The organism is Serratia proteamaculans, from assembly GCF_946227095.1.
GTDB lineage: Bacteria > Pseudomonadota > Gammaproteobacteria > Enterobacterales > Enterobacteriaceae > Serratia > Serratia proteamaculans_E.
Genome location: NZ_CAMISV010000005.1, coordinates 16735 through 29156 on the forward strand (window position 1 = coordinate 16735; position 12422 = coordinate 29156).

Sequence of the window (12422 nt, forward strand, 5' to 3'; positions counted from 1 at the left end):
TTCGACTCAACCATCCAAGGAGAGACATCATGTTAAAACCCGAGCAGTTACGTACTGCACTGACCAACGCGCTACCAGACCTACAGACGCATCCCGATAAGCTACACATCAGCCTGGATAACGGTCGTGTGGTCTCTACATTGGGCCCTTCACTGTCTTTCGAATATCAATACCAACTCAACCTGACCCTGAGCGATCGGGCCACTGAAGAAGATCTGGTGATGGTCACCGTCTTGGCCTGGCTACGCAGTCACCAGCCCGACATTCTCGCCAACGCGGAAAAACGAAAAAATGGCTTTGCCTTCAAACGCGATATCAGTGCCGCCGGCCAGCTTGATCTGCAGTTGCAATTGACCGAACGCATTCAGGTGGAACAGTGCGACGGAGCGTTGCATATCACACCCTTGACCGAGCCACCGTTGCCGGAAAACGTCATTCGTTTCACCCAGGTTTATCTGCACGGCGAGCTGATCAGCCAATTTCAGCAACCCTAAACTGACCTGCGGGACGGCTTCGGTTGTGCTGGCGCCAGCTAAACGCCGCCGCGTTGTCGCCCCCCTAACACGGCGGCATTCTTAACAGATGAACACAGACAACTTCGATATTCAGCGCCTGGTGCGCAACCTGATACGCATTGGCACCATCAGCGAGGTCGACCTCGCTCGCGGACGCTGCCGCGTCGCCACCGGTGGCAACCTCACCGACTGGCTTAATTGGCTGACCGGCCGTGCCGGTGATGCTCGTTGCTGGTGGGCGCCCAGCGTAGGCGAACAGGTGCTGGTGCTGTCGCTGGGGGGAGAGCTCGATACCGCATTTGTGCTGCCCGGCATTTTTTCCGATGCCCATCCGGCGCCGTCAGCTTCGGCCCAGGCGGCACACATCACCTTCCCTGACGGCGCGGTGATCGAGTACGAGCCGGCAGAGGGCGCGCTGAAAGTCATGGGCATCAAAAGCGCCACCATTGAAGCCACAGAGCAGGTAAACGTCACCGCACCGGCCATCACCTGTCGTGCAACGAGCAAAATCACGCTGGATGCCCCTGAAGTGGAATGCACCCAGTTATTAACCACCGGCACCATTGCCATCCGACAAGGCGGCTCAATGACCGGCGATCTCAACCACTCCGGCGGTAGCATCAGTTCTAACGGCGTGGTGGTGCATACCCACACCCACGGCGGCGTGCAAAACGGCGGAGGCCAAACGGATAAACCAGCATGAATAACGCGAAATATTTCGGCATGAACCGCGGCTCCGGCCGCGCGATCACCGACCTTGATCATATCCGTCAATCGGTAAGTGACATTTTAATCACCCCGATCGGCTCACGCATCATGCGCCGCAATTACGGTTCGCTGCTGTCCGAGCTGCTGGATCAGCCGCAAAACGACGTACTGCGGCTGCAAATCATGGCCACCTGCTACAGCGCACTGCTGCAGTGGGAGCCACGTATTCAACTAAGCGGCATCACCTTTAACACCACCATCGACGGAAAAATGGTGGTCGACATTACCGGCAACCGTACCGATACGCCGGATACCTTTTCTCTTTCTGTTTCAGTGAGCTGACACCATGGCAACCATTGACCTGAGCTTATTACCCGCCCCCACGGTGGTCGATCCCCTCGACTACGAGTCGCTGCTGGCCGATCGCAAGGCCACGCTGATTTCCCTTTACCCGGAGGAGCAGCGTGAAGCGATTGCACGCACGCTGACGCTGGAATCGGAACCGATCGTCAAACTACTGCAGGAAAATGCTTACCGCGAACTGCTCCTGCGCCAGCGAATTAATGAGGCCGCCCAGGCGGTGATGCTCGGCTATGCCGGTGGCAGCGATCTCGATCAGCTTGGCGCTAACTTCCAGGTTGAACGCCTGGTGGTTCAGCAACCTGACACGACGGTCATTCCACCGGTAGCGGCAATTATGGAGTCCGACAGCGATTTCCGCGTACGCATCCAGCAGGCATTCGAAGGACTGAGCGTTGCCGGCTCCAGCGGCTCCTACGAATACCACGGTCGCTCCGCCGATGGTCGGGTGGCCGATGTTTCTGCCACCAGCCCCAGCCCGGCTAACGTACTGATCTCTGTACTATCCCGTGAGGGTGATGGCACCGCCAGCGCCGAGCTGGTGGCGATTGTCGATAAAGCATTGAACGATGAAGACGTACGCCCGGTGGCGGATCGGGTCATCGTTCGTTCCGCTACTATCGTCAATTACAGTATCGATGCGCTGCTCTATCTTTACCCGGGTCCGGAAGCCGAGCCAATCCGCCGTGCTGCCGAAGCCAAGCTGAAAAGCTACATCAGCGCACAACACCGCCTGGGCCGCGATATCCGTTTGTCGGCAATTTATGCCGCTCTGCATGCCGAAGGGGTACAGCGGGTGGAACTGAAAAGTCCACAGGCCGATATCGTGCTGGATAAAACCCAGGCGTCGTACTGCGCCAGTTATCTTCTGACCGTAGGAGGCTCCGATGAGTAACCGTCTGTTGCCGGTCGGCTCTTCGCCTCTGGAGGTCGCGGCAGCGGCCGCCTGCGCCGAGCTGGCTGCGATGCCGGTACCGCTGCGCGAGTTGTGGAACCCCGCTACCTGCCCGGTCAACCTGCTGCCGTATCTGGCCTGGGCGTTTTCAGTCGATCACTGGGATGAGGGCTGGACAGAAGAAACCAAACGCAGCGTCGTCTCCTCTGCCTTCTTCGTACACCGCCATAAAGGCACCATCGGCGCCATCCGCCGTGTGGTGGAGCCATTGGGCTATCTGATCAAACTGCGTGAATGGTGGGAAACTAATGCCGAACCCGGCACCTTTTCCCTGGATATCGGTGTGCTGGAGAACGGCATCACCGAAGAAATGTACCTGGAAATGGAACGGATGATCGCCGACGCCAAGCCGGTCAGCCGCCACCTTGTAGGTCTTGCGATTAACCTGTCCAGCATTGGCACTGACTATGTGGGGGCAGGCAGTTACAGCGGCGATGCTTTGACCGTTTATCCCTATTTACCCGAAACCATATCTGTCGGCGGCACCGGTTATAGCTGTGCGGCAATTCATCTTATCGATAACCTGAGAGTAAACACATGACAGCAAAATTCTTTGCCATTCTGACTAATCAGGGTGCGGCAGCACTGGCAAATGCGACCGCACTCGGCACTCGAGTTGACCTGACTCATATCGCCGTCGGGGACGGCGGCGGCGTCTTGCCGACGCCTGACCCGGCTCAAACGGCCCTTAAGGGGGAAAAGCGTCGCGCGGCCATCAATATGCTGACCATTGACCCCGGCAACGACAGTCAGATTATCGCCGAGCAAATCATCCCGGAAAATGAGGGCGGTTGGTGGATCCGAGAGATTGGTCTGTTTTCTGCTGACGGCACGCTGATTGCGGTCGCTAACTGCCCGGAAACCTACAAACCGCAGTTGCAGGAAGGCAGCGGCCGCACGCAAACCATTCGCATGGTGCTGATTGTCTCCAGCACGGAGGCCGTAACGCTCAAAATTGACCCGGCGACGGTGCTTGCCACGCGGGACTATGTTGACGGTGAACTGAAGAAACATGCCGGGTCGCGTAACCACCCTGATGCCACCCTGACGGCAAAAGGCTTTGTTCAACTCAGCAGTGCCACCAACAGCACCAGCGAAACGCAGGCCGCGACCCCGAAGGCGGTGAAAGCTGTCAATGATGCCGCGTTAAAAATCGACAAGAATCTCTCAGACCTGACCAACAAGTCCGCCGCACGCGGCAACCTCGCGCTAGGGGCTGCCGCTACGCGTAATGTGGGTACCGACAGCAGTAATCTGATGGAGGTTGGCGCATTTGGCCTTGGGGGCAGTGGCCCTAGGTTGACTGGCGATGCCGTTAGCTCACCGGTCAAATTAATGCAGTATCTGAAAACAATCGGCAGCCAGGTGTTCCGGGTGGGAGGTGGCTATGCGGGTATTGGCTCCGATGTACCCGCAATTTATCTAAAATCGGGGGATGTGCACGCAGTAATCTCTGTTGATTATATTAACGGTATCGTCAAAACACTGGCCTGTAATGATGAGCGTTTGGCAAAAGGTAACGTAGCAACGAACACGCTCTATGGCACCGCTAACCCACCGAACGCGGCGGACATTAATGCACTGGACAGGACAGACTGCCCTGTCGGCATTCCTCAGCCATGGCCCACTGCCACCCCACCGGCTGGCTGGTTAAAATGCAATGGGGCCAATTTTGACAAGGATAAATACCCTTTGCTGGCTGTTGCTTACCCCTCCGGCAAGCTGCCTGACCTGCGCGGTGAGTTTATTCGCGGGGCTGATGATGGCCGTGGTGTAGACAGCAGTCGCGCCGTGCTGTCCGCTCAAGCTGACGCCGTGCAGAAATTTACCGGTAAAACCAATGGCATTCAGCACTTTATCCCCGGATTGTCAACCGAGGGGATTATCGCACAGGGGCAGGCCGTTGCCAGCACAAGTGGCCTGACAGAAACATCAGGCGGCACCGGAAATGGCGTGTTTAGGGTTGAAATTGATGCATCGCGACAAATCCGCACGGCAGCAGAAACCCGCCCACGCAACATCGCATTTAACTACATCGTGAGAGCCGCATAATGAGCAAACACAGCACAGATTTACCCACTGCAACCCTGAATGATGCCGGTCTGGCCGTGACGGCCGGTTGGCTGACGGTTTATAGCATTGAGCCGGTACAGCGTGAGTATCAGCAAACCGCATTAGAGTATCTGCCGGAAGGTGTTGGTCTGCCTGCATTGAGTTTCGTGGATAAGCCGACATTGCCTAAAACTGGACTGGCGCTGGTACGTAACGCTGACGGAACCGCGTGGGAGACACTATCTGATTACCGTGGGCAGACAGCTTACAGCACGGTTACCGGGGAACCGCAGACCGTGGCTGTCATCGGTGATTTACCGCAAGATGTGACGCTGCAAGTGCCATCAACGCCATTTGATAAGTGGAACGGTAAGAAATGGGTAACGGATGCCCGTGAGCAACAGCAAGCGGCAGTTGATGCCGCGCAGCAAGAACTGATGTTACGTCAGCAAAAAGCAGAAAGCGCAATCGCGCCACTGGAGGCGGCCATTAGACTGAATATGGCAACGGAGGCAGAAAAAGCGGCGCTGACGGCATGGGAAACCTACAGCGTACTGTTGAATCGTGTGGATGCGACAACCGCTCCTGATGTGGCGTGGCCGCAATCACCGGATGCCTAAAAATAAATATCCTCCGGCATAGCCGGAGGTTTTTCATACACGGCTCTCATAACCTCAACTTCACTAACCGCCCGGTGCGGCCCTGCATGCCGGGTGCTAATAAGATGGGCGCCCCCATTTAACTGGCATACTCCATTTTTTTGAAGCATCCTTGCTCGCCAGATAAATGGCCTTTCGCACTGAGTCGTCTATCTGGAACACTCTCCGCTTTTTGATGGCTACGCGGATCACGCTGTTCAGCGACCCGATGGCATTCGTCGTGTAGATAGCTTTACGGATATCGCTGGATAGTCGAAGAACATATTGAGATTTTCCAGTGAGCACGCCAACTTTTGCTGATTTGCGGGTATTTATCGTCCCTGACGCCCGCAAACTCATCCAGCGCCATCAGCGCCACGGCTTCGGAGCCTGATACACTCTTTTCGGCCCGCTGGTGACGGCTTTTAGTCCTTCTATGACACGGATTTAAAGCTGTTGCGCACCATGTGGATGATACACAGCTGGATGTGCGTCTGTGGGTAGACGCTGTTTATCGCATCCGGGAAGCCTTTCAGTCAGTCCACGCAGGCGATCAGGATGTCCTGAAGGCCGCGATTTTTCAGCTCTGTCAGCACACTGAGCCAGAACTTCGCACCTTCGTTTTCGGCCAACCACATCCACGCATCGAGAGGACAGTTTTGCCATTCTGCAACCTGCCATTTGACCGCATCGGTGACTTTAGATATCAGAGTGGGTGACACATCAGCATCGTACATCTCTTTGAATATAGAAACAATTCCCCGCGTAATCATGCCTTTGGCGTACAGGAGTAAAATCTGGCTGTCCATCTGTGTAATACGTATCTGATTTTTCTTTATGAGCTGCGGTTCGAAGGTGTTTTCGCGACCACGTGGCGTATTCAGCTCTATTTCACCGTCATCGCACAGCAGCGTTTTGCTGAATAGCCGTTGCGGGTATTCGAGCCTACTTTAGGGGCATTTTTCTCGTGCCCGAGGGGGGCAGTCAGCCCTGCATTGAGCGCTGTTTCGACGGTTAACTTCGTCAGCATACGGGAAAACGCATTGAGGTTGGCTTCGGTTTTAAGGCCTTTAGCCAGTTCAGCCGCAAGGGCCTTAAGTTTCTTCTCGTCCATAATTTGCCTGTCTCCGTTACTGGAGTGAACATATCAAAACAGGTAATTACACAATTTTAATCACAGTCTTCAGGACCTGGCCCCCCTATCCCGATATCTTGATTTTCCTGCTGTTGTACCAGTTCTCATACATACCCAATGAGATGCGCAGCCCCATCGCGAAGGGCATTCTGTTGTTACCAACCACAAACGGAGTAATGCTATGGGTGATTATCACCACGGCGTGCGTGTCCTCGAAATCAATGAAGGCACCCGCGTAATTTCCACCGTCTCGACGGCAATTATTGGCATGGTTTGTACTGCAGAAGATGCAGATGCAAGCCTGTTCCCTCTCAACACTCCGGTGTTGATCACTGACGTTCTGGCCGCCAGCGGCAAGGCCGGCAAAAATGGCACCCTGGCACGCTCGCTGCTGGCGATCGCTGAGCAGGCCAAACCGGTCACCGTCGTGGTACGTGTGGCAGAAGGCAAAGACGAGGCTGAAACCACCTCCAATATCATTGGCGGCGCCGATGAAAACGGTAAATACACCGGCATGAAAGCCTTGCTGGCGGCACAGGCCGAACTGGGCGTGAAGCCACGTATCCTGGGTGTACCGGGCCACGACAATCTGGAGGTGGCAACCGCACTGGCCGGTATCTGCCAACAACTGCGTGCCTTTGGTTATATCAGCGCTTACGGTTGCAAGACCGTCTCCGACGCCATCAAGTACCGCGCAGGCTTCAGCCAACGCGAACTGATGCTGATCTGGCCGGACTTTGTTAACTGGAACACCACCACCAACAGCAGCGACATCGCATACGCCACCGCTCGTGCACTCGGTCTGCGCGCCAAGATTGACCAGGAAACTGGCTGGCATAAGACCTTGTCCAACGTCGGCGTCAACGGCGTCAGCGGTATTTCAGCCAGCGTATTTTGGGATCTGCAAACCGTCGGTACCGATGCTGACCTGCTGAACCAAGCCTGCGTCACCACCCTGATCCGCAAAGATGGCTTCAAGTTCTGGGGCTCACGCACCTGTTCCGACGATCCATTATTCCAGTTCGAAAACTATACCCGCACCGCGCAGGTATTGGCTGACACCATGGCCGAAGCTCATCTGTGGGCAGTTGACCGCCCGGTTACGCCAACGCTGATCCGCGACATGATCGACGGCATTAAAGCCAAATTCCGCGAGCTGAAATCTGCCGGGCTGATCATTGATGGCGACTGCTGGTATGACGAGAGTGCTAACGATAAAGAGACCCTGAAGGCCGGTAAGCTGTTTATCGATTACGACTACACCCCAGTACCGCCGCTGGAAGATTTAACCCTGCGCCAGCGCATCACCGACCGTTACCTGGCGAACTTCGCCGCGTCCGTGAACAACTAAGGAGACCCGAACCATGGCACTGCCAAAAAAACTGAAATACCTGAACCTGTTTAATGACGGCTTCAATTATATGGGCGTGGTCTCGGCCATGACCCTGCCAAAACTGACTCGCAAACTGGAAAAATTCCGTGGCGGTGGCATGAACGGCGCAGCGTCGGTCGACTTCGGCCTGGACGACGATGCGCTGGTGGTCGAATGGACCATGGGCGGCATCGATGAACTGGTGCTGAAACAATGGGGCCGCGTCGATGCGGTACCCCTGCGCTTCACCGGCTCTTTCCAGCGCGATGACACCGGTGAAGTGTCGGCGCTCGAAGTGGTCATGCGCGGTCGCCACAAAGAAATCGACAGCGGCGACTTTAAGCAAGGCGAAGACACCGAGACCAAGGTTTCTACCGACTGTACCTACTTCAAGCTGAGCATCGACGGCAAAGAGCTGATCGAGATCGATACCGTCAACATGATCGAAAAAGTCGACGGCGTGGATCTGCTGGCGGCCCATCGCCGAGCTATCGGCCTGTAATTCATTACTCAATGGCCAGCCGCAGTGCTGGCCCTGTCTCCCCTGACAATCATTGGATATCCCATGGAACTGAATGCCTCCCCAGAAAATACCGTAACGCTGGAAACCCCGATCAAACGCGGCGACAGCGAGATCCGTGAAGTACAGGTTACCAAACCGAATGCCGGCAGCCTACGCGGTATCGGTCTGGCGGCGCTGGCCAACGCTGACGTCGACGCCCTGATCACCATCCTGCCGCGCGTGACCTATCCAAACCTGACCAAAGAAGAGTGCGCACGCCTGGAACTGCCGGACCTGATTGCGCTGGCTGGCCAGGTGATCGGTTTTTTGTCACCGAAATCGGCCGAGTAAACATCGACCCCGTTCTGACCGTGGACGACCTGATGGCGGACATCGCAGTGATTTTTCACTGGCCGCCATCGGAGATGAACGGCATGACGCTGACCGAGCTGATGGACTGGCGCTATAAGGCCCTTCAACGTAGTGGAGTAAATACAGATGAGTAGCAACGGGCAGGAGCTGGAGTCACAAAACGAGATAATCAAAGGGCTTGAAGCGATCGAGAAACAGAGTAACGAGCTGATGAAGCAGTTGCGCCAGCCCCTTGGTAATAAAAATCTATACAACATGCTGGGTAATGATATTCGACGTGCGGAGAAAAGCCTGAAAATCCTGCGTCAGCAGGAAAATGGCATCGAGTCATTCAGGAAAAATAATCAGGAGCTGGTTGAAACCAATAAATTATTGACGGCATCCCGAAAAAAATATTCCGTGCTTGAAATGATGGCAAAAGGTAGCGCACCGGGTCAACATTCCCAACAGATGAATAACGAAGTTGCGCTGGTGGCGGAAACCATCAGCGCTTTGGAGAAAAAGCACAGGCTGCTCAACACCATCGATCGCAACCAGCGCGATAGCCTGACCAGACAAGGCATTAATCTTAAGTCACTCAGCAACGAGCAACGACAGCTTCGCGACAAAAAAATCAATGCCAATACCGCTATTGTTTCGATGAAAAACCAACGGCAGATGATGACCGACCAGAGATTCAGCACTGCACATGCCGCCAATCAGACACGCCGTGAAAACCTCAGCAAAATAAACAACGCTAGCGCCGCAGGCTTCAACATAGCCAAAACGGCCACCGTCGGCGGAGCCAGGCTGCTGGCGCCAGGTGTTAATTTCGAAAAACAGCTTTCTCAATTACAGGCGCAACTAAAGCTGGATAAATCCGATCCGCAACTTGCCGCACTGAGTCAGCAGGCACGCAGTATGGGCCAATCTGGCACGTCACCGGATAAAACAATCCAGGCGCAAACGGCACTGGCTAAAACAGGGTTGGGTGCCAATGAAATCATGGGGGCATCACCTGCCGCGCTCAGGCTGTCGAATGCCACAGACAGCGGCGTCAATGAGACTGTGGAGGCGATGACCGCGGTACAGAGCGCTTTTAATCTGCCCGCCGACCAGTTTGATCGGATTGCCAATGTGCTGGCGCTAGCCAGCAACCAATATGGTATGACGGTACAGTCCGTTGGTGCAGCCTTGAAAAGCAAAGCTGGCTCAGGGGTCGACCTGTTCGCAGCGGCGCAAAAAATTGCCCCAGCAGGCAGGGAAAAACTGCAAGCCAACCAAGTTGGCGGTGCCGCGCAGCATTTGGTCACCGTCAAAGGCGACAATTTGGATGGAGATATCCAAAAGTTGTTTGCCTCCTGGGACAGCCTGCGGATCAATTTGTTCGCCGGTCAAAGCGCTGCCCTGCGGGAGTTGACCCAAACGGCAACGCAATGGGTGGTACAACTGAATGCCTGGGTGACCAGTAACCCCGCGCTGGCCAGCACCTTGTTGCAGGTCGCTGGCGGGCTCACGTTATTACTTGGTGGGCTTAGCGGCGTCAGTCTGGTCGCCACTCAGGTACTCCAGGGGTTCACCATCATTAACGGCGCAATCCTCAAAGCCGGGCAAGCCATGATTTGGCTGGGGCGCATGGCAATGGCCAACCCATTGCTGGCCATTGTCGGCTTGATTGCAATTGCGGCTTTTGCGGTGATCGAAAACTGGGACAAGCTGGCGCCATTCTTTAGCAACCTGTGGGAGAGTATCTCTGCTGGATGCAAAGCAATGGGCAAGTACATTACGGACACCATTGATAGCTGGATAAAAAAATTCATGTCGCTGACTGACTGGCTCCCCGATTGGATGTCATTTGGCAGTAAAAACAGCGCTACAGGCCATACCGAAAATCAAGATGACGACGATGGCTTTTCGTTCGCCGGCAAGTTTGATTCCGGTGGGAGTATTCCTGCCGGGCAATTTGGCCTTGTGGGTGAAAACGGCCCGGAACTGATCGGTGGCCCGGTGCAGGTGACCGGCCGTCGCCATACGGCAGCGATGTCGGCGGCATTGCTGTCGCTCAGTGCCCCGGTGATGGCGGCCTCGCAGGCACCGGTTTCACCCGTAACGCAGATCCAAATCCCGTCCGTCACTATCAATGTCACCGCCAGCCCCGGCCAGAGTGAGCAAGATATCGGTCATGAAGTCGCGCGGCAATTTGAGTTGCTGACGCGACGTCAGGCGGCAGATGCTCGCAGCCGAATGAGTTAATTTAGGAGAAAATACCATGATGCTTACCCTCGGCATGTTTGTTTTTATGCTGAAAACCGTGCCTTACCAAAGCATGCAACACAACACCGGTTTTCGCTGGCCAACCAACGCACGTATCGGCCAACGCCCGGCGGCACAGTTTTTAGGGGCTGACAGCGAAAAGATCACTCTGACGGGCGTATTGATGCCGGAAATCACCGGAGGATCGCTATCACTTATGGCTCTGCAACTGATGGCTGCCCAAGGACGAGCATGGCCACTGATTGAAGGCAGCGGCACCATTTATGGCATGTATGTCATTGAGAGCATCGCTGAAACCAAAACTCAGCTTTTCTCTAACGGCAGCGCCCGGCAGATTGAGTTCACAATCAACCTGATGCGCGTTGATGAATCACTGGTCAGTATGTTTGGCGATTTGCGCCAGCAGGCGCTGGATTTGGCCGACAAAGCGGGGAAAGGCGTGCAACACATTGGAGGGCTGCGGTCGTGATCACCCAAACGCCATTACCTACCGGGGCGCAGGTCTCCCCGGACTATGCCTTGTTTCTACAACAACAGGACGTGACGGAAACCTTCAGGCACCGGTTGCTATCCCTTACCCTGACCGATAACCGGGGTTTCACCGCCGACCAGTTGGTTCTTGAACTTGACGATACCGATGGCCAGGTGGTGATGCCGGCACGTAATCAGGTGATCACCCTAAAGCTAGGCTGGAAAGGCCAAGGGTTAGTCAATAAGGGCAAGTTCACCATTGATGAAGTAGAGCATCAGGGTGCGCCGGACAAACTCACCCTGCGCGCCCGCAGCGTCGACTTTAGAGGTTCGATGAATACCGCTCGCGATCGTTCTTACCATGACAAAACTCTGGGGGAGATCGTCAATGAGATAGCGAATCGCAACCGCATAGGCAATACGCTGGCGGCGGGACTGGCCGAAATAAAGATATCCCACATAGACCAGGCTCAAGAAACAGATGCCGCATTTATGACTCGACTAGCCACCATGAATGGCGCAGTGGCAGTCATCAAAGATGAGCGTCTGCTATTTCTCATCCCTGGCTCAGGGCAAACAGTTTCAGGCAAACCCATAGCACCGCTTATCCTGCAGCGTAACGACGGCGACCAGCACTATTTTAACCTGGCCGATCGCGGAAATTACACCGGCGTTCGCGCCAAATGGCAGGATACCGAGAACGCCCAACCGCAGCAGCTAACGGTACAACGTCAAAATGGTGCCGCCGACGGCGCAGAGAGCTCCAGCTATCTTGAGGGGGACAGCGACAACGTTTTCACCTTGCCCAGGGTCTATGCCAACAAAGAGAGCGCCATGCGGGCAGCCAAGGCAAAGTGGGAACGCATCCAGCAGGGAAGCGTGCAGTTTTCTATTAATCTGGCAATGGGGCGACCCGAACTTTATCCGGAGATGCCCATTCAGGTTCGTGGATTCAAAGAGGCCATCGACCAGCAAAGCTGGATAATCAATACGGTGGTTCACACGTTAAACGGCAGTGGTTATGTCACCAAAATCGCTCTTGATGTGCTGACTCAGCGGGTTGAATTCGCCATTATCGAATCCTGATTT

General features: G+C 55.1%; 14 protein-coding genes and 1 pseudogene. 14 read left to right on the forward strand and 1 reads right to left on the reverse strand.

The genetic code is table 11. From position 1 onward, the window contains the following. Positions 1–29 precede the first annotated feature (29 nt). From OC597_RS11600 to OC597_RS11630, 7 genes are all read left to right on the forward strand, one after another. A complete protein-coding gene (locus tag OC597_RS11600; protein WP_262208801.1) occupies positions 30–494 on the forward strand; it encodes a phage tail protein in 465 nt (154 codons plus the stop codon). Between the two features lie 88 nt (positions 495–582). Beyond that, entirely contained in the window at positions 583–1218 is a 636-nt protein-coding gene (locus OC597_RS11605; RefSeq protein ID WP_261285642.1) for a phage baseplate assembly protein V, read from the forward strand. Further along, positions 1215–1565, forward strand: coding sequence for a GPW/gp25 family protein (locus OC597_RS11610; RefSeq protein WP_262208803.1), 351 nt, complete (start codon positions 1215–1217; stop codon positions 1563–1565). The genes OC597_RS11605 and OC597_RS11610 overlap by 4 nt, the downstream gene beginning before the upstream one ends. Positions 1566–1569: 4 nt before the next feature. Beyond that, on the forward strand, positions 1570–2478 hold the full coding sequence (locus tag OC597_RS11615; protein WP_261285641.1) for a baseplate assembly protein: 909 nt from the start codon (positions 1570–1572) through the stop codon (positions 2476–2478). Beyond that, complete coding sequence (locus OC597_RS11620) at positions 2471–3079, forward strand: phage tail protein I (RefSeq protein WP_262208805.1); 609 nt, start codon at positions 2471–2473, stop codon at positions 3077–3079. Before OC597_RS11615 ends, OC597_RS11620 begins: the two co-directional genes overlap by 8 nt. Beyond that, complete coding sequence (locus OC597_RS11625) at positions 3076–4590, forward strand: phage tail-collar fiber domain-containing protein (RefSeq protein ID WP_262208807.1); 1515 nt, start codon at positions 3076–3078, stop codon at positions 4588–4590. Before OC597_RS11620 ends, OC597_RS11625 begins: the two co-directional genes overlap by 4 nt. Continuing rightward, a complete protein-coding gene (locus tag OC597_RS11630) occupies positions 4590–5210 on the forward strand; it encodes a tail fiber assembly protein (protein ID WP_262208809.1) in 621 nt (206 codons plus the stop codon). The genes OC597_RS11625 and OC597_RS11630 overlap by 1 nt, the downstream gene beginning before the upstream one ends. Before the next feature lie 117 nt (positions 5211–5327). Here OC597_RS11630 and OC597_RS11635 read toward each other — a convergent pair. Beyond that, positions 5328–6342, reverse strand: a pseudogene (locus OC597_RS11635) (IS256 family transposase); the annotation flags it as partial. Positions 6343–6544: 202 nt separating this feature from the next. Between OC597_RS11635 and OC597_RS11640 the strand changes: the two are divergent. The 7 genes from OC597_RS11640 to OC597_RS11670 all read left to right on the forward strand — a co-directional run bounded on the left by OC597_RS11640 (position 6545) and on the right by OC597_RS11670 (position 12419). Next, positions 6545–7714, forward strand: coding sequence for a phage tail sheath protein (locus tag OC597_RS11640; protein WP_262208811.1), 1170 nt, complete (start codon positions 6545–6547; stop codon positions 7712–7714). A 13-nt stretch (positions 7715–7727) separates the two neighbouring features. Next, positions 7728–8237 carry a phage major tail tube protein gene (locus tag OC597_RS11645; protein WP_085120322.1) on the forward strand — a complete coding sequence of 170 codons (510 nt, stop codon included), beginning with the start codon at positions 7728–7730 and terminating at the stop codon, positions 8235–8237. A gap of 63 nt (positions 8238–8300) precedes the next feature. Next, the gene (locus OC597_RS11650; RefSeq protein WP_085120321.1) at positions 8301–8588 is read left to right on the forward strand and encodes a phage tail assembly protein; all 288 of its coding nucleotides are present in this window, start codon (positions 8301–8303) and stop codon (positions 8586–8588) included. 20 nt (positions 8589–8608) lie between these two features. Continuing rightward, on the forward strand, positions 8609–8743 hold the full coding sequence (locus OC597_RS11655; protein ID WP_084797495.1) for a GpE family phage tail protein: 135 nt from the start codon (positions 8609–8611) through the stop codon (positions 8741–8743). Beyond that, positions 8736–10841: a phage tail tape measure protein gene (locus tag OC597_RS11660; protein WP_262208814.1), complete on the forward strand. Its 2106-nt coding sequence runs from the start codon at positions 8736–8738 to the stop codon at positions 10839–10841. The genes OC597_RS11655 and OC597_RS11660 overlap by 8 nt, the downstream gene beginning before the upstream one ends. Positions 10842–10857: 16 nt before the next feature. After that, positions 10858–11331: a phage tail protein gene (locus tag OC597_RS11665; RefSeq protein ID WP_262208816.1), complete on the forward strand. Its 474-nt coding sequence runs from the start codon at positions 10858–10860 to the stop codon at positions 11329–11331. After that, entirely contained in the window at positions 11328–12419 is a 1092-nt protein-coding gene (locus OC597_RS11670) for a phage late control D family tail protein (protein ID WP_262208818.1), read from the forward strand. Before OC597_RS11665 ends, OC597_RS11670 begins: the two co-directional genes overlap by 4 nt. The last annotated feature ends 3 nt before the right edge of the window (positions 12420–12422 follow it).

Bases quoted from the DNA above. Each gene is read 5' to 3' on its own strand.
- OC597_RS11665 (WP_262208816.1), top strand. From the start codon at position 10,858: ATGATGCTTACCCTCGGCATGTTTGTTTTTATGCTGAAAACCGTGCCT.
- OC597_RS11620 (WP_262208805.1), top strand. From the start codon at position 2,471: ATGAGTAACCGTCTGTTGCCGGTCGGCTCTTCGCCTCTGGAGGTCGCG.
- OC597_RS11640 (WP_262208811.1), top strand. From the start codon at position 6,545: ATGGGTGATTATCACCACGGCGTGCGTGTCCTCGAAATCAATGAAGGC.
- OC597_RS11650 (WP_085120321.1), top strand. From the start codon at position 8,301: ATGGAACTGAATGCCTCCCCAGAAAATACCGTAACGCTGGAAACCCCG.
- OC597_RS11600 (WP_262208801.1), top strand. From the start codon at position 30: ATGTTAAAACCCGAGCAGTTACGTACTGCACTGACCAACGCGCTACCA.
- OC597_RS11625 (WP_262208807.1), top strand. From the start codon at position 3,076: ATGACAGCAAAATTCTTTGCCATTCTGACTAATCAGGGTGCGGCAGCA.
- OC597_RS11645 (WP_085120322.1), top strand. From the start codon at position 7,728: ATGGCACTGCCAAAAAAACTGAAATACCTGAACCTGTTTAATGACGGC.
- OC597_RS11605 (WP_261285642.1), top strand. From the start codon at position 583: ATGAACACAGACAACTTCGATATTCAGCGCCTGGTGCGCAACCTGATA.
- OC597_RS11610 (WP_262208803.1), top strand. From the start codon at position 1,215: ATGAATAACGCGAAATATTTCGGCATGAACCGCGGCTCCGGCCGCGCG.
- OC597_RS11660 (WP_262208814.1), top strand. From the start codon at position 8,736: ATGAGTAGCAACGGGCAGGAGCTGGAGTCACAAAACGAGATAATCAAA.
- OC597_RS11630 (WP_262208809.1), top strand. From the start codon at position 4,590: ATGAGCAAACACAGCACAGATTTACCCACTGCAACCCTGAATGATGCC.
- OC597_RS11615 (WP_261285641.1), top strand. From the start codon at position 1,570: ATGGCAACCATTGACCTGAGCTTATTACCCGCCCCCACGGTGGTCGAT.